The following is a 22,204-nucleotide window of genomic DNA, read 5'->3' as shown; positions in this document are numbered from 1 at the left end:
TCATGAAGGTCGGGCACAGGCTCCGGGGTGGGAGGGTTCATTCCGCAGGTACTCCGAGGTCGTCCGTGAAGATGCCGAGATCGAAGGTGAGTTGAACTGCCTGGTCGTCATCCTCCGGCTCCGAGATCTGGTCCTGCTTGGTGGGCAGGACATACTCGGCGGCCTTGCGGGCCAGTTGGAGGGGCAGCGGCAGGGCGAGCAGGGGATCGCGCCCGGGCGACTGCCGCAGACTGTGTGCGAGCGCCGCCCAGAGTTCGGGGTCGTCGTCGGACTGACAGGCGGCGACGACGAGTTCCAGACAGGCCGGGTTCCACGCCTGCCGGGCGGTGTCGATGGTCAGGCCCGACCTTCCGTCACGGACATAGGGGCGAAGCGCCCAGCGTGATGCCGTCACGGCCGCCGGCTGGCCCGGACCGCCCTTCTCACTGGTACTGCTGAACACCCGATGCCGCGGATCGGAGCCGGGCGGTTTCCACAAGCCGGACGGAAGGCCGATTCTCGGCTTCTCCCCGGTGTCGGCCGGGTCTCCGACCGGCTCCTCGTGACCCCACCACTGCGGTGTCTCGTTGTTGGTGCTGTCCCGGACACGGACCACTCGGAGGCCGGGGCCCTGGAGCGACACTCGGTCGGCCCGTCTGCCGTGGAGCTGGAGCAGATCCGGCTGGATCTGCACATTCTGCAGCCACGGCCACAGCTCCCGGGTGTTCTGGGCATGGAGGAGCAGGAGCGTGGGCCGGTCACGCAGGCCGAACAGGATTTCCTGAATGGCCGGAGCCAGCGCGATGCGGCGCTGTTCGATACGGCTGCTCGGTCCCGTACCCAGGCCGTCCGAGTCCTGAAGGTCTGCGGCATCGTCCGTGTCGGCGACCTCGTTGCCCTCCCCGTCAGAGGGGTCGTCGTGGTCCTCGGCCGCGGGCAGTTCCGCCGATGCGGCAAGCCGCAGCAGCAACTCCGGATAGGGGACCCAGGTGCCGGAGCGGCGGTCCCAGCCGGTGATCCGTTCCGCCGGTGGTTCGGTGGGCCGGACCCGTACCGCCACAGGCACCAGGCCCGCCTGCCGGGTCGGCCCGTTATCGCGTCTCCTGACCAGCCAGAGCGCCGCGTACTGGGTGTCCGCGGGCACGACGGGACCGAGACGGTGTGCGAGTACGGCAGAGTGGCCCAGTTGCCGTAGCCCGTCCTTCCAACACGATTCGAACTTCATCGCCCTGGCCTTCTCCCGGTCGGAGGACTGAACGGCCGGCCGCCGTGGGTTCACCGCGAACTGAGTCACACGTCCGGCATCGCGGAACCCCAGGCGCAACGCGAACTTGGGGTCTGCGGAGCGTGGTGTGTAGGTCTCCTTGTCCCGGATCTCCACCAGCGCCAGGGTCCCCCCGTTCTCGGTGAGTCCCTTCGGCATCCGTTGCACCACCTGGGCGCGGCGGGCTGTCAGCGCAGTGCGCAGGGCATCGGTGCGCACAGGGCCGTCGACGGGAACCGTGAGCCTCTCGGCCAGCCCGCCCACCTGGGCCAGCCGGAGCTCGACCGTCAGCTCCGGGGTCCGCCAGGTCCGGACGGTCCAGTTCCCCGGCACCTTCTCGGAGCGCACCGTGGATTCCTCCTCGTCCGGGAGCCCCAGCACGGTGCGGAGTGCCTGCACTCCGGCGTCCCGGTTGGGCTCGGTGAGCCAGAGGAATTCGAGATGCAGCGGATGTCCTTCGAGAGCGTCGGCCACCTCACCGCGCAGTGCCGCCGTTTCCTCGGCCTTCCTGGCAGCGGGACTCGTCGGACCCGGCCGAGGGCGCGTCCGCTGACGGGGGTATCGGTCGGCGCGCACCTGATCGGGCACGCGTTCCAGCCCTTCCGGCAACGCCTGTTCGAACCACTCCATGAGCGGCACCCGGTCTCCGGGCATGAGCCCGGTCTTCACCCCGTGAGAGCCCATGGCGGTGCTGTGCACCACGGCCGCAGTGACCTTGCGGGCCGGGGTCAGCCAGTCCGCGGGGTTGCGCAGGAGTTCTTCCGGTTTCGGGAGCGGTTTCCGGAGACGGAGCCGCGAGAGCATGCCGTCGGGACCACCTGCCTCCCAGCGCCGTTCCTTCAGATCGCGGTCGTACGTGAGACGTGCCACGGAGAAGCGGGCAGAGGCGGCCCCGGTCGCATCGGCGCCGATCCAGGGCGCGTCGGCGAGCAGGTACACGGATGCCGCCCGGCGAGCCGGCAGATACAGACCGTTCTGGCCGGTCCTGGTGGCCCACCGCCTCACTCCGGAGCGCACATGGATCTGGGCGGCCGGGGCGAACGGAACGGTCTGGAGGGTTACGGTGAGGACCGCCGAGAACCACCATGTCCGCCCCTTGCTGTCGTCGTACCGGTCGGGAGGCCAGGAGAGCAGTTCCGCACCCCGATCGGAGGGGCGGCGGGCCACTCCGCGGAAGGCCAGGGTTCCTCCGGGGTAGGCGAACGGTTCAGTGTGCTCCAGCACCAGGCCGGCGAGCGCGTCGGGCAGCAACTGGTAGAGGCGATCATCCGGGTCGGCGGTCCCGCCGGGCGTGATGGTTTCGGACAGCATGGGAACATCCCGCTTCTCCCAGCGCAGTTCGTCGAACCGCAGCTCCCGCAGAACTTCGCGGACCTGCGTGCGGTGCTCGCATTCCGGACGGAGGTCCCGGACCCAGGTGGTGAGCAGGGCCGTGAGGACGTCACGCGGGACCGGTGCCCGGGCATAGAGCCAGGGCTCGTCCCGGGTGACATCGATCCACCTCGCCACGGACACCACTTCGGGAGCCAGGGCCTGAAAGAGCCCGTTCAGCCGACGCACGGGTACCCCATGGCAGGCGTCCGGCTTCTTCAGCCCTCGTCGGTACAGGTCCAGAAGGAGCTTCCGATGGCGCTCCGGAAGGGACAACGTGTGGTAGGTGATGGTCCAGTTCGCCCCGGGAAGAGGGGCGTAGCGGGCGAGACGAATGGCCTTGTACGGAGTCATGCGGCTTCTCCAGCAGTGCGGCGCGGGGTGTCCGGACGGTACGGGGCGATGGTGTCCAGCGCTCTGTAGAGCGGTTCGTAGAGGGTCTTCACGAGGTGTCTGTCGGCCTGTGTGTGCCGACCGCTCTCGTCGAAGTAGGGGGCGAGTACATGGCGCATGCTGGCCAGGAGGCCGGAGCGGAAGTCGTCCTCACCACGGCCCGATGCCTCCCGCACGGCGAATCGCGCATCGACGAAGACCACGCGAGCCGGGACCCCGCCACGCACCAGGCGCCCGATGACCTGCCACATCACCACGAGCCGGTCCCAGGTGAAGGCGACCTTCTCCGTATCGTCCAGTGCCCGCCACGCCATGTTGCGGGTCAGCAGATGTTTCCAGTGGATACGGGCCGCTCTGCGGAACGAGCGGCCCGCCTCGTCCAGGTCCGCAGCCGACGACACCAGGTCGGCGAACCCGCCGTCGGGTGCCGTCATGCGCGTCACCCAACTGTTGATGCCCTGCACGGCGATGCCGATGTCGTACGGGCGAGGGTGGGGGCGCGCGAGGAAGAAGACGGAGCCGATGGCGGCCTGGCCCGCGCCGTTCAGGACGTTGTGACCGCGTTCCACGGACATCAGAGGGGCGATCAGGATCTTCGCGTCCATTTCTCCGAATGCCGCGACTTCACCGCGGGGCAGTGTCCCCGACGCGGCGCCCGCGGTGCGATCGCCGGGATCGGCGCCGCCGAACGAGATCTCCAGTTCGGCGTCGTCCGGGATCAGCCGGATCACCTTGCCCTTCCATGGGGGCATGCCGTTGAGGACGTCGAAGGCGCGACGCGCCTCCTCGTACGAGCCCACGAGAAGGAGGAGCCGCTTGCGGTGGCGTCCACTGATCAGACGCAATTCCTCCTCGAAAGTGCTCTCCAGCGCTCCCTCGCGTGGCCGGGCCAGCCCTTCGAGCATGTGCTCCAGTACCTTCGGCCGCAGGTCGGGACGGGTTCCGGACAGATGGAGCGGCTTGCCGTCCGGCCCGGTCACGAAGACCTTGCGAAATGTGGTCCGGAGCAGCGCGGCCTGATCCCTGGGCGAAGCCTTGAGGATGGCCCCCACAGGTGCCAGTACGTGCGCCCCCGCCGCCGTCCCGGCCCAACTGGTGCCGGACATCAGCAGGACATGAGCGGTGGGGCCGCCGTCCAGCGCGTTGACCTGGTGCAATGAGGTGAGCAGGGCACGGCCCACCCCGGTGCAGCGGAAGAAGCGGAGTTCGGCTCCGGCGGGCGCTTCGTCGTCCAGGTTCTCGGTGAGCAACTGGAAACCCAGGATGTTGCCCATCGGGGACTCCGGAAGGAGAGGGCCGTAGTCGAGCGGAGGCCGGCGGGAGAGCTGATTGTCCGTGGCCTCCAGACTGAGCGTCGCTTCCACTGCCGGCCACAACTCGGTGAGAACGTCGAGACGCTGCTGGAGGACGCAGACCAGCAAGGTGAATTCGAATCGCAGCGTTCTCTGGCGAGAGGTCTCGTCGTCCCCATGCGGGATGCCGGACACCTGCGTAAGTGTCCTGACGGCCTGGGCACGGGTGGCGTCCTCGTCCAGCGTGTGCAGGAGGGCACGGGCGAGGTCGATCAGCGCGGTGAGCTTGGGATCGTCCGTCGGGTGTCCTCCGAGGGGGTCGTCACGGAAGGCGTCCAGCACCGCGGTGACGGAGGTCCGCTCGTCGTCGCCCCGCCCCTCGGGCCCCTCGGCGGGCCCGCTCGGCTCATCGTCGAGGTCGTCCCTGTCGCGGGCCTCCTCCTCGGTCTCTTCCTCGGTCTCGTCTTCGTACTCGTCATCGGCCTCGTCGTCCGGGGCGTTCGAGCGGGCCTTCGGTACGGGGAACCAGGCGTCGAGCAGCTTCTGCTGGAGGGTCCAGGAGCTGAAGTAGTCGTGGCGAATCCAGTCCCGGAGGCTCCTGTGACGCATCAGCAGGGAGTACAGCCGGTTCGTGGCCGCGATCGATGCCGTCAGGGAGGACGACCAGCGGTCCACCTCCGCCTCGGACAACTGAAGGCGGCCCTTGCGCGCGAACTCGCCGGTGGTGTGGGTCTGGAGCGCGTCGAGCCAGGAGTCCGGAGCCCGGCCCACGAGCGTTGCGGAGGGCACGAACATCGTGTCGAGCTGCATCTGAACACGGTCCGCCTCGTCCACCACGATCAGATCGCTCCGGACACAGGCGACCTCCAGGAAACGGGCGCGCTCGCGGTTCTGATGGCGGGGCGTCAGCCCGTAGACCAGGCTGGCGGGGTTGGCCACCCAGATGTCCGCGTCGACCAGATCCTGTGCACCCCGGTGCCGGGGGCACGCTCCCCAGAGCGGACAGCCCTCCCCGTTGCTCGGGCGGTCATCCCGCCCGGTGGCCGCGTCGGCCGAGGCATCGGGTCCTGCCGCCACGGTGCGATCCGCCCCCGACTCCTGCTGCTCGTCACTCTCCGGCACGTTCGGCGCCGGGCTGGCCGGCTGGAGCCGGGTGCAGGGGGCATCCGAGATTTCGAGTGGCTGGAGTGCCTCGCCGCCCCGCAGCGCGTCGAGAGGGCATGCCGTACTGAGATACCTGAACTGCTGTGCGTCGTGACTGAGCAGGGGGCCCGCGTCGGAACCGGTCAGCCGGCGGTGCATACGCTGGACGTTCCGGGCCCGTGTGGAGGCGCCGAGCACCGGCGCGACCTTCAGCTCCAGCTCGCGGAACAGCCCGACCAGTCTGAGCTGCTCGGCCACGTCACCGACCACGATGGTGACCCGCCGCCCATCCCGGACGACCTGCACGGTCAGTACATCGCGCAGCGTGCTCTTGCCTGCGCCGACCATGCCCACCAGATGCAAGAGCCCGGTGATGGAGAAGGTGTCGCTCATGGAGAGTGACCGGAACTTCTCTCGCGCGGAGTCGAGAACATCCAGACTGATCCGCTGCACACGGCGCTCCCACGTCTTGCGAGGGTCCGTGATGCCCAGCTTCTGGTCCATCCACTGGGCGGTGGCCAGAAGACCGTCGAGTGTCGTCCTGATCGGATCTCCCGCGGTGGGTGGGGGAACGAGCGCGTGCCGTCGGGTGGTGGCGACCGGCAGGTGCGGCGGCAGCCGGACGGAGGTGAGGAGCTTGCCCTGCGGGAAGCGGTACGACCTTCCGGTGCGTGCGATCGCCAGTCTCGTCCGCCGATGGAACGGGGGAGCCGAGGTGAGAGCCTGTTCGTACTCCTGCCATCGTTCGGTCAGCACCGCGGGTTCGTTCCGGACCGCGGGAGCGTTGGGGTCGGGGATGCGGTAGCCGCGCAACTCGACGGGGAAGGAGGCGTACTGTCGCAGCGCGCGCTCCCAGGTGCGGGGGCGCCGGAGTGTCCACAGCAGGTGCCGGGCCACACGGAGCGTCCGCTCCCGTTCCGGTGTCCGCTGCCGGACGAGCGCGAACGGGTAGCCTCCCAGCAGGGGCCATGCGGCGATGGCCGGTTCCCCCGGGCAGAGCCGTTCCAGCAGGTAGAGGCCGAGTTCGACACGGAAGAGCCGGGTGGCGTGCGTGGGCCTGCGGTCCGTGGGCCAGTTGTTGCGGATCTCCTTGGCGCTGTGGGCCTTCCAGAAGGTGCGGTCACGCATCAGAACAGGGCTCCCTTCGATTCATCGTCCGGGGAACGGGTGACGGGCGCATCGGAACGGGCCCCGGAAGACACGGAGCCGCTTGCTTCGCGGACGGCCAAGGCGAGTTCGCTGTCGGTCACGAGGTGAGGCGACGCGCCCTGCCGGTACCTCTCGAACGTCGCGCGGAAGTTCGGCTGCTCACTCAGCCGCGAGGCCGGAACCACCCAGACACACCGGTCATGGGGCGGGCCGGATCGTGGCGGGACGGCCCGTCGGCCCAGCAGCGCCGGGGTGGTCCAGTCCTTGTGCTCGACGGCCCATGCCGTGCCGTCGGCAAGGAGAACGCGCATTCCGTAGGCGCCGTAGTCGGGCCACAGCTCGACGTCTGCCCCTGCTTTCGTCAGCCTTCGGGCCAGGCGCAACTCCTGGATTCCGGGAGCCGACACCCACTGGCGCAGAGGCCGGATCAGCAGGTTGATTCCTCCGTCGTGATCAGTGCGGTACTCACGGCCGGCCCGGACGGAGTCCCGTTTCTGGCAGATCTGCCGCTCGCACCACATCCCGCCCTTCGTGGTCGGGTGCAGCAGCGTTCCGCAGCGGGCGCACGCGGTGCAGACTCCGCGCCCGGGGTGGATGTAGGAAGCCGGTACCGGTTGGTAGATGTCGCGCAGGAGATCTCTGAGCGGTTCCAGGTCGCCGAGGTGGGCGCCGGGGAGGGTGACGAGGTCGCGGTCGGTCAGGACGGGCCGTCGGATCAGCAGGCGGCGAAAGGCCTGGTAAGCCTCCGGGTAGTCCTCCTCCCGGCAGCGTCTGGCCGCCGCGGCCATGAATGGCTGTTCGGAGAGCGCGGCCGACCTCTCCCCGTCGACGGCCCATTCGTAACAGAGCTGGGTCGGCTGGCGGGTGCCCCTGTCGAGTAACTGCGATCCGGATCGGAGGGCGTCGGCGGGCAGAGCGAACGGCCATGCTTCGACGGGAAGGTCCGCCGCCCACTGGATGAGATCGGGCAGGCTCTCGGGGGGATCGGCCTTGAGCAGGAGACAGGCGAGAACGGTGGCGTCAAGTGCCTGCTGCGCTTCGGTGGGATACGGATGGCTCAGGGACTCCGTGCCGTAGGAATCACCCAGGCGGACCAGAGCGGTGGCGACGCCTCTGAGCAGGCGGATGCCCTCCAGCTCCGACCACGAGGGGGCACGGGCGGCTCGGTCGGGTTGCATGTCAGCCTCCCGGGGCGAGGAGCTCGGACGAAGCGGTTGGTTGGCACCAGACAGCCATGTCACAGGTGAGGCAGTGTGCGCCGGGGCGGGTCTGAGCCGTGGTGTCCGCATGCCATGCGGCGGACAGTTCGTGAAGGGCCTGGCGGGCCGCCATTCGGTTCTCGGGATCGAACGGGTCGATGATCGTGAGCCCCCCGGCAGGCCCGAGAACTTCCAGTTCCACACGGGCGCCGGAGGTGTCGTCGTTGACAAGGGAGCTGGTGCTGAGCAGGACGGCGAGTGCGAGTTGGGGGCGCTCCCGGAAAATGCCGGTGCCGGTATCCAAGGGCCGCCGGCGCCGGGCATCCGTCTTGGTCTCCCGGTAGACCCAGGACGGTCCGTCGCGGTAGAGCATGTCGGTCTTGGCGATCACCAGGACGTCCGCCGCGGTGTCATGCAGCACGAGTGTCCGCTCGTGGATCACCTCGTCAACGCTGGAGAGCCGGTAGGGACAGTGACGGGCATGTGCGGCGACCATCTGAGCGCCCAGTTCTGCCTGCTCCTGCGGCACTGTCCAGCGGCCCACCGACCAGCTCGTCGTCCCGTCGGGTGCGTCCTCGGGTCGGCAGGCGACCCCCGGGCGGTTCTCGTGGCACTGCTGAATCCACGCGTGAACCGCGTGTCCGCGCACGACGTGAGGTGTCAGGGAACGTCCCTCCGGGTCGGGCAGCCGCAGACGACGCAGACGCTCCCGAGCCGGGCAGCTCTCGTCGTGTCCGGGGCGGCCCATGTAGGAGCGGCCGTTGGTGACCGACCAGGAGCGGCGGGGTTGCGCGTCGTCCTCGATACCGAGAATCCCGCCGAGCCGTTTCAGCGCCGGGCAGGTGGGCGCGTACTTGCAGTCCGCGCAGTCGTTGCCGGGCAGAAAGGTCTTTCCCGAGACGGCTGCCGTCAACTGAGGTGCCCCGTGGTCGGCGTAGCGTCGTTCGATCTCCGCGGGGCTGTCACGGAGCAGTTCCCGACGTGTCCCGTCGAGACAGCTCACTTCGCTGATCCGCACCTCTTGGGGCCGAGACCAGGCTGCCTCACCGGCGTCCTGGAACGGCTGGGCGTCGCTGCTCCACGAACGCTGCCCGGGCAAGCGGTACGGATCCCCGAAGCCAACGACATAGGCTGCCGCGGCCCGGTCCGCGCGATCGGCGTCGTCGCCGGCGTTCCGGTCCGAGCGTTCCTCGTCCTTGTGCCGTGCCACGGGCACGCACAGTTCCCGCACGAGACCGTCCGCCGAGATGTAAGAACGCCCCCAGACGCACTGTTCGTAGCGTTTGGCTCCGCGGGCGTCCTGTCGTTCCAGTTTCGTGACGACGACCCAGGTGCCGGCGAGCGGAAAGAGTTCGCGGGGCCTGCCGCGTGAGTAGTGCTCGACCGCGAACCGGGTCCATGCGGCGAGCCCGGGGTCGGCCGCGGGGCGTTCGGCCGTGGCGGCAAGCGCCCGGCGAAGGGCCTCCTCGGGTTCGATGGCGTCATGTTCGATCAGGTCGAGGGCCGTACCGGTCGGCCCGAGGTTGAACGTCTCACGGGGGTCGGTCTTGTAGGCGGCGAGCGGGCCTCGCGGGAGCCGCAGGCCGGTGCGGGCCTTCATGGCCGTCCGGTAGGGGCAGCGACCGCTGTCCTGGCGCAGGGAGGAGCCCGCGAACATGCGGATCAGCCGGTTGGAGGTGGGCCAGGTGCTTCCGGGTGGTGGTGTCCAAGTCGCCATGTGTCTCTCCGTGGCGTTGGCCTCAATGGAATGCTCCATGGGAGCATGGTCTTGTGAATGGAGTCAACTAGCTAATTCGGGTGATGTCTATCAACGAAGTCGGGGATAGGATCATGCGGAGTTGATGAGCGAGGAGGGGCACGATGGTGAGCGAACCCACGGTCACGGCGGCGGACATCGCCCGGATCGCCGGGGTCGGTCCGGCGGCCGTGAGCAATTGGCGCCGCAGGTACGCGGAGTTTCCCAGCCCGGTGGGCGGCACGGCGGGAAGTCCGCTGTTCCTGCTCTCCGAAGTGGTGAATTGGCTGGAAGAGAACGGCAGGCCGGTGCGGATCACGCCGGCCGACGAGGTGTGGCGGACCATGAACGCTGCACGGGACCCCGCACGTCCGGGCGCCATACTCGCCGCAGCCGGATTCCGTCTTCTGCGTGAGGAGCCGCCCGCTCACCTCGCCGACGGGGTGCCGGCCGCTCTGGGCGCCGACCTCGATGATCTGCGAGAGACCCTGGGCGCGGCCGAGGCATTCGAGGAACTCGTCCAGCGTTGGGCGGAAGCCCACGCGCGCCAGTTCGAGGCGACGCCGTCCCCGGTGGCCGAGTTGATGTGCGCGCTGGCCGGTCCTGCTGCGGGCGTTGCTCCGGCATCCCTGTTCGATCCCGCGTGCGGGACTGGTGGACTCCTCCTCCGAGCTGCGAAGAGCGGGACGGCAATCCTGCTGGGGCAGGACTCCGACCCCGACCTGGCCGGGATCGCATCAGTGAGGCTGCGCCTGCAGGGCTGTGGGACCGTGGGCGTGGCATCGGGTGACTCCCTGCTGGCGGACGCTCATGTCACGGCACGTGCCCAAGGCGTGGTGTGCAACCCTCCCGCGAGCCAGCGGGACTGGGGCCGGGCGGAGCTGGCCTACGACACACGGTGGGTCTACGGCCTGCCCCCCAAGGGCGAACCGGAACTCGCCTGGCTCCAGCACGCCCTGGCCCACCTCGATGACGGGGGCCGTGCCGTCCTGCTGATGCCGGCGAGCGTGGCCTCCAGACCGTCGGGGCGCCGCATCCGGGCGGAACTGGTCCGGCGTGGGACGCTTCGCGCCGTGGTGGCCCTGCCACCCGCTTCTCCCCGCCTTCCGGGAATTCATCTCTGGCTCGCCGAACCCACCGGGTTGGCGACCCCGGTGGAAGGCGTCCTGTTCATCGACGCCGAATGCATCACGGAAACCGAAGCGGCCTCATCCGCCGGTGCGCCGGACTGGGATGCGCTGCGCGACGCGGTGTCCTCGGCCTGGCACCGGTTCCGCGCCGGACAAACGGTCGACGACGACTTCGCCAGCAGTGTGCCGTTGACCGAACTTCTCGGCGGAGATGTCGACTTCACACCGGCACGGCACATCAGGACCACCGCGCAGGACACGGTCGATCTCACGGTGCTGGAGAACGACCATGCGGCCTGGCTCCGGTCGCTGAAGGGGCTCGCCGACGCGCTGCCCGCAGTCCAGCCCGCAACGGTGATGCCGGAGGGTCCGGCCGAGACCGAGACATCGGCGCTCGTCTCCCTGGACGACCTCATCCGCACCGGCGCCCTGAGGGTCTGGCGGGGTGGCGCGGCACGGGAGAGCACCGAGGCTGCGCCCCTCGGCGTGCCGCTGCTCGCTCTGGAGGACGGGTTGTCCCGCACCCGGCCCAGCGGCCGTACCCACGCGCCCGGGAGCGAGCTGATCGGTGAGGGAGACGTATTGGTCTTCGCGGCTGCTCCGGAGGGCGCACGTCCCGCCGAGGAGAGGGAGTACGGTGCAGCGCCCGGACCGGGGGTCACTGTCCTGCGCCCCGAGCGTGCTTCCCTGGACCCTTGGTTCCTCGCGGGGGCCATGACCGGAGGCCCTGGGGCATCGGTCGGCACCACCGGTCGTCGGACCCGGCTGGACACCGGGCATCTCTTCCTTCCGGTGCTGATGCCGGAGGAACAACGCACGATCGGCGGAGCGTTCCGGGACCTCTTCCGGTTCGAGCAGGCCCTGACCGCCATGGCCGATCAGGGCCGCCGGGTGGCCCGCAGACTCGCGGAAGCGCTCGCCGCGGGCCTGGTCGTCCCGGTCGACGACGAGCAGGAATGACATGATCCGGAGAGATGGTGGTATGAGGTTCGAGATCAGTGCGGGACGTGTCCTTGGGTCGCGCTACCGACTGGACAACCCGATCAAGCCCGGCGGCATGGGCATGGTCTGGCAGGCGTACGATCAGCGGCTCGGTCGTCCGGTCGCGGTGAAGTTCATGGTTCCCGACGGCATGATGACCCCCCAGCGACGCCGGGAGATGCTCCGGCGGTTCCAGCAGGAGGCGGCGGTCACCGCACGGTTCACCCACGTGGGGGTGCCCGCCGTTCATGACCTGGGGGAGGAGGACGGGTACTTCTACCTGGTTCTGGAACTCGTCACGGGCATGTCGCTGGACGATCTGAGGGAGGAGAGCGGAGTCCTCGAACTCCCCATCGCAGCCAGTGTCATCGTGCCCCTCTGCGATGTGCTGTCCGAGGCGCATCGGGAGGGCATCGTCCATCGCGACGTCAAGCCCGAGAATGTGATGGTCTCCGAGCGGGGCGATACGAAGCTCCTCGATTTCGGGATCGCCCGCGTGCCCGGAGAGCTCGGCGACAGTCGGCTGACGAGGACGGGCAGCGCCGTGGGCACCCCGCTCTACATGTCTCCCGAGCAGTTCAACCGTGAAGAGGCCACCGGGCGGTCGGACCTGTACAACCTCGGCATGCTGCTGTACGAGATGCTCACGGGCCAGCGGGTGATCGACCAGGAGCAGGATCTCTGGGAACGCCAGAGTTCCGGCCGCAGCACACACGCTCCGCTTGACGCTCTCACTGTTGGGCTGCCATCGGCGGTACTGGAGTTGGCCGACCGGCTGCTCGCCGTCGACCCCGCGGCCCGGCCGGCCACGGCGGACGAGGTGAACAGTGTGCTGCGCCCCTATCTGCCCGCGCCGGGCGACCCACCCCCCGTCGAGTTCATGACGTGCGACCCCACCCGGCCGTTCCGTGCCCTCTTCGCCCCGGAGGAGCACCGCGCCCATGCGGTGGCCCGCCCCGGGTCCACCCCGCGGACATTCCGGCTGAGGACGGACGCCAGGGATCTGCATCGAGACGCCCGGAGGCTGCTCACCGAAGAGCCTGCCAAGGTCATCGACCTGCTCACCGAGCGGCTGCCCGCGTTCGAGAGGCAGTACGGGCTGCGGGCCACCGAAGTGCTCGACCTCCGCATCGATCTGGCGACGGCGCTGTTCGCCCGGGGCGACGGCAGAGCGCGAGCCGTCTGCGAGGAGATCCTCCGCGACACGGACGGCATCGAGGTGCTCACGCTCTATCACCAGCAAGCACAGGCACTGCTCTCCTCCGAGGACTGACACGGCGGCACAGGTGTCAGGTTTCGACCGACTCCTGTGCCCGATCCTCGTACCGGTCCGCCCATGCCGCGATGCTCCGGCTGATCCGGTCGAGAGCTTCGCGTACCTCCCTCACCTGCCCGGGATCCCAGCCGTCACAGGCGACGAGGCTCGGCCCATCCTCCTCCAAGGGGACTTCAGCCATCGCCGAGACACTCTTGCGGAGCGTCTCGGCGCTCTCCCGCACGCTTGCCCAACTCATGGAAGCTGCTTTGAAGCCCACCTCGTGGTCCGGTACGGGAGCGGGCCCGCCGCCGTACCTGTGTCGGACCAACGCGTCGGTGAGACTGCGGGGCCGACCGTCGTCCGCGAGGACCGGGGCTCCCGTATCGTCCACTTCGAGGAGTCGGCCGCCGCCCCGTCCGGCGCGGACGATCTCGTAGGCCTGAAGAACACCGTGACGACGGGAGAGCATGGCCCGCAGCACCGTGGCAGCCCCGCGGTCGTCTTCGTCCCCGCCGCCACCGAACACTTCGCGCTGGAGGGCCATCGGCTCGGCCATCGCCATGTGGAAGGCGGCTTTCACGGCGAGTTCCGTCTGCGCGGGACCGAGCCGGCCACTGTCACCCAGCCCGTCCGCCGCCTCGGCCAGCGCAGCGTCGCGCAACTGTTCCAGCGCGCTGCCGTTGGGCCTGGCCCCCTCCATAGGAGTGTCCGCAGAAAGACTCTCGATCTCGGGCAGCCGGTAGGCACGCTGCAGTACGGCACGGCGCGGGCGGAGGAACGCGGCGTCCGCGTTCGACCCGGTGCGGGCCGGTCGCAGAATCAACTCCACGACGACATCCACCCGTTCTTCCCGCTTGGGCCGTTGCTTGGCGGTCAGAGCCCTGATGCCTCTGTTGACCCGCCGTGCTGTTCTGGTCCCGCCGCCGAGCAGCGACCGGACGATCTCCGCGGCGCGGACGTCGTACTGGCCGCTCAGACCGGCCGCGATCACCTCCTGCTCCGGAATGGTGCCCGCGAACCACCCCTTCTCCGCGGCAGTGATATGCGTGACTCCCGAGAGTCCCGGGTCGGCGAGGCTGTCCAGCACCGCGTCCGCCTTGGCCTCGTTCTCCACCGCCGGCCCGTAGGGACGGGGCGGCCGGATGTGGGTGAGGCCGATGAAGTTGCGGACCGCAGTGTGAAAGGCCTGGTCCGATTGAGCGTTCGGGGAGAAACCCACGACCACCCGAGCGGGCACGGTGAGGACACGGAGCCTGCTGCGTTCGTTCTCGGTGAGATCCTGCCAGCCCTGGCGCCGCATCAGACGGGTCCACCGGCCGATCTCACCGCGCAGCATCCGGCCGTCGCTCCACTCGTAGGCGACGCGCGCGGGCTCGTATCCCATCAGCTCGTGCGCGGCACTGATACGGCTGGACCCATCGGCGGTGATCAGCAAGGCGCACGGTGCGTGGCCGTCCGCATGAGTCACCGTCAGAGGCACTACGGTCAGTGGTTGGAGAACACCCTCGACGGCGATGTCCTGTGCGAGCGGATTGTCCCGGAGCAGCCGGTTCTTCGCGCTCTCCAGGCGCCCGGCGATCACGGCGGGTGACTCGACACGCATCGTCAGCTCGGCGGACCCGCACGGGGACGACATCGGTTCCCTCATGGTCGTCCCCCAGGTCCCGGCGCCGCCCAGGGCGTACTGCCGATGCCCGTACTCTCGGGGGTTGGCCGGGTGCGGGAGCACCGCTGCCGACCACAGGCGGGTCTCCGCGATCAGCAAAGTCCCGCCCTGGACCCGCAGTTCCACCGGCTCGGCGAGCTTGCGACGCATGTCGTCCGGCCGTACGGCGGCGCGAGACAGCGCCTTCGCGCCGATCTCCGTGAGTCCTCTCCTGATGAGGGAGCCGGTGAGGTTGTCGACCGCGGTGGTGCGGGGCAGCGCGCAGAGAGGGGGCCGCCAGCCGGGTACGACATCCTCGTCGCTCACGTCTTCCCGGGCCTGCTCCGAGCCGGAGGGCATGTCAGTCACGGGTGAGGGCTTCTGTGATGCGGTCCGACAGGAGCAGGGCCCGCCTGGCCCGCAGGCGGTCCACATGCGCCGCAGGGGAGTCGCCGGTGACACGGATGAACCGTGCGGCGAACTCGGCGAGAGCGGCACGCACGTGGTACCACTCCTCCGTCGTGAGCGGAACGTTGTACAGCCGCTCGCCATGGATGTTGACGACGTCGCAGTGCTGCTCGCGTTCGGCGATGGATGCCCACCGAGCGGCCAGATGACCGAGGGTGCCCGCCGACCGGTCGCTCCTCGAGCGGCTTGTGGCACCGGTGGCACGGCAGTCCACGGCCGCCTGGTGCAGGACGGAAGCTGTGAGGCTGACCTGTGTCTGGTCAAGGGGAATCGCATGTTGCCTGGTCGTGTCGGTCACGGGACCACGCTCTCTCGGTCGGTCGATCTCTCGTCGGTGATGGTGACTTGCTGCCCTACAGCGAACATGGCGGGCAGAGCGAGAGAACGCGGGCGTGGTTGAGCCCATGACCTCCACCTGTGTCGGTCCGCGGTGTGGTGCTCCGTGGACGTCCGGTGCCGCACGAACCGCGCACCATCCGGCCCTGGGGGAGAGGCGGTGGACAGCCTCGTTCCCGAGGAGCGCAGTGCGGTGACATGGCGGCTCGCGGCTGGGCTGGGGCGAGCAGGCCATGTCTCCATGGTGCGGGGGCATCGAGCGGGTCGCTCGGGGCGAACTGTAATGGTATGAACACACAGCGTGCAAAGGGGGGTCGGTCAGTCGAACAGCGGGAGGCGTCGTCGGTCCTGGTCTCACCGGCTGGGTGGGCGTACACCATCCTTGGCACGGCTCTGATTGGAGCTGCCCGACGACGGCCCGGCTCACCCATGAGGTACTCGTCAGACACTCATGAGCCGGTGGGTCGGTGGTCGCTGTCGCGGGGCTTGTGAAGCCGTGCCGAGGTGGTGCCGCCGATCGCGGGTCGATCGGGAGTCGATCGAGGGTCAGTCGGCGCTCACGGCGTGCAGATCACCCCGCTGCACTGCGCGGCCTCGGCGTTGCCGCTCGCCCTGTTGGCGCCGCCGTCGGAGTTGCCCTGCTCGGCGTGGATGCCCCAGCCCCGGTTGTCGCGGGTGGTGTTGCCCTGGAGGGTGTGGACGAACTTCGAGACATGGATGCCGTCCGCGGAGTTGCCGTTCGCGGTGTTGCGCAGGATCCGGTTGCCGGTCCCGGCGGTGGCTTCGCCGACGACGTAGATGCCCCGGGAGTCGTTGCGGTTGACCTGGTTGAGTTCCAGGGTGTTGCCGAGCGACGACTCCACGCTGATGCCGTCGCCCGTGGTGTCGTTCGCGATGTTGGAGCGGATGGCGTTGTGGTCGGAGTGGATCAGCTCGATGCCGCCGGGATTTCCGCTGACGTCGTTGCCGGTGATGGTGGTGGAGTGGGCGTACTGGAGGGCGATCCCGCTGTCGCCGCTGCCGTGGAACGTGTTGGACAGGACGCGGTTCCCGGTGGAGTCGGAGAGGGACAGGCCCGCGTCCGAGTTCTGGGTGGCGGAGTTGCTCTGGACGACGTTGTCGTTCGAGGCGAGCCGCAGCACGATCGCCCCGTCGCTGCTGCCGTCCACGGTGTTGGAGAGGAGGGTGTTGGTGCTGGAGCCCTCCAGGATCAGGGCGGTGTCGCCGCTGTCGGTGATGCTGTTCCGCTCGACACGGTTGCCCGTGGAGTTCTCGATGTAGACACCCTCGCCCTGGTTCGCCGTGACCGTGTTGCCGGCGAGGGTGTTGCCGTCGGCGCCGCTCAGGACGATGCCTCTCTGGGACTGCTGGGTGACGGTGTTGTCTCTGACGCGGTTGTTGGTGTCCGCGTTGTCGAGTTCGACACCGGCCCATTCGTTCGAGCGCAGGGTGAGTCTCTCGACGATCGTGCCCGTGGTGCCGGGGGTGAGCTGGACGCCGTAGTCGAACTCCCGGACCTCCGCCGGGGTGGCCGCGGAGTTGGTGAGGGTGGCGCGGTCGAAGCCGTTGGTGCGGATTCCGGTGCCGAGGCCGACTCCGTCGACGGTGTGGCCGTTCAGATCGATGGTGAGGTCGTGCGCGCCCACGATCAGACCGTCGCCGGGGCAGTCGAGCAGATCGGCGGTGAGGACGACGCTCGTCGTCACGGTCTGACCGCAGGTGAGCTGCTGCGCGGTCGGTGCGGCAGCGCTGGCGGTAGCGGTAGGTGCGGCTGTCAGGACGCCGAGCAGGCTGGTGGTGACGGTGACTCCCGCCGCCGCGAACCATCCTGTGGACAGCGTTCGGGAAAGGCGCATCATGCCGGGGACTCCCTATGCCGGGGCATCGCGCAACGGCCTCACGGACCGGCCTCGTTGCGGCGCGGTCCCCCGAGGGGCGCGACGAGGCGGACCGCCCGCCTCCTGCTCAGCGTCAAGCGAAAGTATGTCGAAGGCTATGGATCGGCAAAGAATGACTCAAGACGGGTGAAGTTTGACGGCAATCGCCCCCAGTCGCGGGCGATGCCGTTCCGGCCGCCCTACTCCGACTTCCGGAACACCGCCGACAGGTCGTCCCCCGTCTCCGGCGCCAGCCGTCCCGGCGTCTCCGGGTCCAGCAGACCCACCTTCGCGGCGAGTTCGCGGCCGTGGACATCGACCGCCGCCTCGATCAGCGACGCCAGCGACTCGATCGCTGTACGGGCGCGCAGATGCGCGACGGCCGCGCAGCCCGCGGCGGCGAGCACGGCGGGCCACCACCAGCAGGCGAGCAGGGCGTATCCGGCCGACCAGGCGGCGAGCCGGGCCGCGGCGGCGAAGGAGTCGTGGGCGGACTGGAGCTGGCGCACCGCCGGTTCGGGCAGGATCAGCCACAGGCGCGGCCACAGGACGGCCAGGTCCACCCCGTACGCCGCCTCCACGCGGTCGGCGGCGGCCTGCATCCGGTCGCCGTACCAGGTGGGGCGGGCCGGTGGGCGCGGGGCGACCCGGTCGCGGGCCTCGGTGCGGGCCCGGACCCGGGCGAGGGCGTCGGCGGTGACCAGGACCGCGACGGTGCGTCTGTTGGCGGGGATCGGGGTGGTGCCGTCGGGTTCGGCGGTGGGGATCGGGGTGGTGCCGTCGGGTTCGGCGGTGGGGATGGGGGTGGTGCCGTGGGGTTCGGTGGTGGGGGCCGGGGTGGTGCCGTGGGGTTCGGTGGTGGGGTTCGGGGTGGTGTCGTCGGGTTCGGCGGTGGGGTTCGGGGTGGTGCCGGTGGGTCCGTTGGTGGGGGCCGGGGTGGTGCCGGTGGGTCCGTCGGTGGTCGGGCGGAGCGCGGTGACGGCGGCGTCGAGCGCGTCGTCCCGCTGCCGCCAGAGGCGGGCGCGGCGGGCGGTGAGCGCACGGGAGAACCGGTCCCGGCCGTCCCGCAGCCAGTACCGTTCGACGCCCCCGCCGAGGAACTGCGCGGCGAGCGAGGCCGCCGTCGCCGCGAGCAGCGCCAGGGCGATCAGCAGCGCGGCGGTGCCGGTGCGGTCCAGGGCGGGGTGGGCCGCCAGGTCGTCCAGGGTGGCGCGCAGCCGGTCGAGGTCGTTCCAGTGCCGGTGGCCGAGCGTGGTGCCGACGGCGGTGGCGGCGAGGAACAGCGCACCGGGCAGCACCAGCAGATTCAGCCAGCGCTCGGTGAGCTTGCCGCCGAGGGTGGCGAGGAGGGGGTTCACGGGCGGGCCCGGGGAGGCCGGGTGAGGAGGGGAGCGGGGGTGGGGGCGGTGATCCGGTGTGGGGCGGGCGCTTGAGTGGGTCTCATGTCCCCGCCCCCAGCCGCCCCTTCCGCATCCGCGTCCCGTTCACCGCGCACTGCGGGGCCGGCCACAGGTCCCGGGCCCGCTCCACACGGGGGCACCGGGCCGGGCCGGGGCAGACGGCGACCCTGAGGTGGGGCAGGACGCCGGGGGCGCTCGTGCCGCGGGAGCCGTTGACCAGGCCACGGGCGTCCGCGGTGCGGCGCAGGGCGGTGTCCAGGGCGCGGTACGCGGCCCCGAGTTCGGCGTCGGAGGCGCCCGTGCGCAGCAGCCCGGCGGCCCGCTCGGCGGCCTCCCGGACGCCGGGGTCGGCCAGTTCGGCGGGGGCGCCCAGCAGGGTGCACAGGGCCGCCGCCGCGCGCGGATCGGGTGGCGGGGGCCCATCGGCCGGTGCGGTCATGGGCCCAAGTCTGCCGGAATGCGGGCAGAGTTGAGGGGGCGGGGCGCGTGAACGCGGCTCCGGGGGGGGGCGGTCGTTCGGGGCGGGGCCGGGCGGGGCGGGCGGATCGGGCGAGGTGGCCGGGAAGGCGGAGGGGATCGTATGGGAGACGACCGGGACTCGTTTCGCGCGGCCGACCGGGAATCGATGTCGGCGGGCGACCGGGACTTGTTTCGCGCGGGCGACCGGGACTCGTTGTCGGCGGGCGACCGGGGCTCCTTCCGCGCGGCCGACGAGGACTCGTTTCGCGCGGCCGACCCGGACTCGCTCCTCGCGGCCGAGCGGGAGTCGTTCCTCGCGGCCGTGCGGGGGCGGGTCGGACGGGCCTGGACGGCGTTCGGGGTGCCGGACCCCGGGGTGCTGCTCGGCCCCGACGCCGATGCCGACCTGAGCGGGCTCCTGCGCTCCTGCGACCCGGCGACCGACCTGGAGGCCCGGCACGCGGCGGGGCTGCTGTGCCTGGCCCGCGCCGCCGCCGAGCCGGTCGAACGGGCCGCCGTCCACGGGGCGATGGCCGGGACGCTGCTGTTCCCGGTGTGGGTCGCCGACCCGGGGTCGGTGCCGCCGGAACTGGCCGTGCCCTTCGCCGCGACCGATCCGGCGACCCGCCCCGACCCGGCCGACGCCGGGGGACCGGAGGTCTGGTGGGCGCAGTGCGCCACGCTGGTCATCCTGCTGGAGGGGCGGCAGCACAGCCCGCCCCCGGACGCCTCCGAGGAAGTGCGGCAACTCCACGAGATGGCCGCGCGGCTGGCGACCGAACCGGCGCTGCCGCCCGCCGCCCGGCTCGCCGCGGGCATCGGCGGCGGGCTCCTCGCGGTCCTCGCCACCCCGGCCCACGACCCCGCCCACGACCGGCGCCGCCGCGCCCTCGCCCGGGCCCTGGACCTCGGGCACCTGGACTGGCCCCACCTCGACCTCACCACCGACCCGACGGCCGACCCCGTACAGCGCGCGCACCGGGCGCTGAAGGCCGTACCGGGCGCCTCGCCCGAGCGGCTCCCCGCGCTCGCCGCCCTCGCCGACCGGCTCCGGGAGCGGTACCTGCGGTCGTACGACCCGGAGGACCTGTACGACGCCGCCGGTCTGGGCCGCGACCTGCTGGCCCAACTGCCGCCCGGCGGCCCCCGGCACACGGCGGCGGCCGTCGCGCTGGGGCGGACCCTGATCCTGCTGCGGCAGCTCGACGGGGCGACGGCGGACGAGTGCGACGCGGTGGTGGAGCTGTTCCGGCGGGCCCGCGCCCGGCATCCGGAGGGCCTCGCGGCGGCCGGGCTCGATCTCGGCACCGCGCTCCTCCTGCGCGCCCAGCACACCGGCGGCATCGCCGACCTGGAGGAGGCGGTGACGGTCCTGGAGAGCGCGTACGCGGCGGCGGGGCACGACGAGGAACGCGCCGCCGTCGGCCCCGCCCTCGCCAACGCCCTGCGCGCCCGCTACCTGGCCACCGGCCACCACCCCGCCGACCTGGAGCGAGCGGTCACCCTCGGCGGCCCCGGGTCGGCCACCGTCCGGGACCCCTCCGCCACCTCCCCGGATGCCGCCCACCCGTCCCCGGTCACCCCGTCCCCGGTCACCCCATCCCCCGTCACCCCATCCCCCGTCACCCCGTCCCCCGTCACCCCGTCCCCCGTCACCCCGTCCCCCGTCACCCCGTCCCCCGTCACCCCATCCCCCCTCGTGTCCGCCATGACCCTCTACACCCGCTACACCCGCGACCCCGTACGGCACCGCGCCGATCTCGACGAGGCGCTGCGGCAGCTCCGCGCCGCCGTGCCCCGGATGCCGCCCGGCCACCCCGACCGGCCCACCGCGCTCGACGACCTCGGCCTCGTCCTCCTCGCCCACCACCAGCACACCGGCGCACCGGGCGAACTCAACGAAGCCGTCGAGGCGTTCCGCGACTGCGTCGCCGCCACCCGGCCCGGACACGGCATGCTCGGGCTGCGGCTGCTCAACCTCGCCGCCGCGCTCGGCCGGCGCCACCGGTTCACCGACGACGGAGAGGATCTGCGCGAGGCCCAGGAGTGCCGCCGCCGCGCCGCCGAACTGCCCCGCCCGGGACCCGACCGGCGCGCGGCGCTGCTCAGCTCGACCGGCATCGGCCTGTCCACCGGCCCGGAGCGGTCCGCCGATCCGGTCGCCCGGCTGGACGAGGCGGTCGGCACCCTGCGCGAAGCGGTCGCCCTCACCCCGGCCGGCCACCCGCGGCTGCACCAGCGCCGACTCAACCTCGCCGTCGCCCTGATGTCCCGGACCGGCCACACCGAGCGCTACGAGGATCTGCGCGAGGTGCGGGAGCTGACCGGCGCGCTGCTCGCCGCGCTGCCCGCGCACGCGCCCGAACGGCCGGGTGCCCTCGCGGTGGCCGCCGCCGCCCGGATGCTGAGCCCGCGCGCCCTGGTGTCGTCCGGCGCCCGCCGGGAGGCGGTCGCGCTGTACCGGGAGGCGGTCGGCATCACCCCGCCCGGCGACCCCCGGCTGACCCAGCGGCTCACCGGGCTCGCCACCCTCGTCCAGGCGGCGGCCCGCACCCGGGACCACCTCATGGAGGCGGCGGAGCTGTTCCGGCAGGCGGCCCGGCAGGAGCGGGGCACCCCGTCCGGCCGGCTCGAAGCGGCGCGCTCCGGGGCCGACATCCTCGCCGGGCTCGGCGACTGGGCGGGCGCCCTGGACGGCTATGTCACCGCCGTCGACCTGCTGCCCGCCGTGGCACCCCGGCATCTGGTCCGCGACGACCAGGAACTGCTGCTCGGCCGGACGGTGGGGCTCGGCGCCGCCGCCGCGGCCTGCGCCGTGCGCTGCGGGCGCCCCGGCCTCGCCGTCGGCCTGCTGGAACAGGCCCGGGGCGTCCTGCTCTCCCACGCCTTCGACGCCGACAGCGACCTCACCCGGCTCCGCGCCGCCGACCCCGCCCTGGCCGCCCGCTTCGAACAACTCCGCGACGCCCTCGACACGGCCACCGGGGGCGGAACGGAGTTCATCGCCGAGGGACCCGAGGGACCCGAGGGACCCGAGAGACCGGACGGACCCGAGGGACCCGGCGAGCCCGGCCCGTACCGGCTCCTGCGCCTTCTCGGCGGTGGCCTTGGGAAACGCCCAGCGC

The 22,204-nt window shown here is 71.1% G+C and carries 12 protein-coding genes; 3 read left to right on the top strand and 9 right to left on the bottom strand.

Annotated features, from left to right (window positions below):
* Positions 1-37: 37 nt before the first annotated feature.
* The 4 genes from AB0O01_RS35045 to AB0O01_RS35030 are packed head-to-tail and all read right to left on the bottom strand — an operon-like array spanning position 38 to position 9,546.
* Positions 38-2,968: a DUF3962 domain-containing protein gene (locus AB0O01_RS35045; RefSeq protein WP_365319959.1), complete on the bottom strand. Its 2,931-nt coding sequence runs from the start codon at positions 2,966-2,968 to the stop codon at positions 38-40.
* On the bottom strand, positions 2,965-6,570 hold the full coding sequence (locus tag AB0O01_RS35040) for a signal recognition particle (protein ID WP_365319957.1): 3,606 nt from the start codon (positions 6,568-6,570) through the stop codon (positions 2,965-2,967). The genes AB0O01_RS35045 and AB0O01_RS35040 overlap by 4 nt, the downstream gene beginning before the upstream one ends.
* Positions 6,570-7,769 carry a hypothetical protein gene (locus tag AB0O01_RS35035; protein WP_365319955.1) on the bottom strand — a complete coding sequence of 400 codons (1,200 nt, stop codon included), beginning with the start codon at positions 7,767-7,769 and terminating at the stop codon, positions 6,570-6,572. The genes AB0O01_RS35040 and AB0O01_RS35035 overlap by 1 nt, the downstream gene beginning before the upstream one ends.
* Before the next feature lies 1 nt (position 7,770).
* Positions 7,771-9,546, bottom strand: a complete 1,776-nt coding sequence (locus AB0O01_RS35030; protein ID WP_365319953.1) for a PD-(D/E)XK nuclease family protein — start codon at positions 9,544-9,546, stop codon at positions 7,771-7,773.
* Positions 9,547-9,650: 104 nt separating this feature from the next.
* Between AB0O01_RS35030 and AB0O01_RS35025 the strand changes: the two genes are divergently transcribed.
* Positions 9,651-11,615, top strand: coding sequence for an N-6 DNA methylase (locus tag AB0O01_RS35025; RefSeq protein ID WP_365319951.1), 1,965 nt, complete (start codon positions 9,651-9,653; stop codon positions 11,613-11,615).
* A 22-nt stretch (positions 11,616-11,637) separates the two neighbouring features.
* Positions 11,638-12,909 (top strand): serine/threonine-protein kinase, encoded by a 1,272-nt coding sequence (locus AB0O01_RS35020; protein WP_365319950.1) that lies wholly within the window; start codon positions 11,638-11,640, stop codon positions 12,907-12,909.
* 16 nt (positions 12,910-12,925) lie between these two features.
* Here the strand turns inward: AB0O01_RS35020 and AB0O01_RS35015 are convergent, their stop codons facing one another.
* The 5 genes from AB0O01_RS35015 to AB0O01_RS34995 form a co-directional block, all read right to left on the bottom strand.
* Complete coding sequence (locus AB0O01_RS35015; protein ID WP_365319949.1) at positions 12,926-14,908, bottom strand: hypothetical protein; 1,983 nt, start codon at positions 14,906-14,908, stop codon at positions 12,926-12,928.
* A complete protein-coding gene (locus AB0O01_RS35010) occupies positions 14,901-15,305 on the bottom strand; it encodes a hypothetical protein (RefSeq protein ID WP_365319948.1) in 405 nt (134 codons plus the stop codon). The genes AB0O01_RS35015 and AB0O01_RS35010 overlap by 8 nt, the downstream gene beginning before the upstream one ends.
* Before the next feature lie 595 nt (positions 15,306-15,900).
* A complete protein-coding gene (locus AB0O01_RS35005; RefSeq protein WP_365319947.1) occupies positions 15,901-17,202 on the bottom strand; it encodes a right-handed parallel beta-helix repeat-containing protein in 1,302 nt (433 codons plus the stop codon).
* A gap of 218 nt (positions 17,203-17,420) precedes the next feature.
* Positions 17,421-18,578, bottom strand: a complete 1,158-nt coding sequence (locus AB0O01_RS35000) for a hypothetical protein (RefSeq protein ID WP_365319945.1) — start codon at positions 18,576-18,578, stop codon at positions 17,421-17,423.
* An 82-nt stretch (positions 18,579-18,660) separates the two neighbouring features.
* Complete coding sequence (locus AB0O01_RS34995; protein ID WP_365319944.1) at positions 18,661-19,059, bottom strand: hypothetical protein; 399 nt, start codon at positions 19,057-19,059, stop codon at positions 18,661-18,663.
* Between the two features lie 141 nt (positions 19,060-19,200).
* On the opposite strand from AB0O01_RS34995, the gene AB0O01_RS34990 reads away from it, so the two are divergent.
* Positions 19,201-22,204: hypothetical protein (locus tag AB0O01_RS34990; RefSeq protein ID WP_365319942.1), on the top strand; the 3,004-nt coding region annotated here is incomplete at its 3' end.

This window comes from Streptomyces sp. NPDC093252 (genome assembly GCF_040683675.1).
Classification (GTDB): Bacteria; Actinomycetota; Actinomycetes; order Streptomycetales; family Streptomycetaceae; genus Streptomyces.
This window is presented reverse-complemented; position numbering and strand designations above follow the sequence as displayed.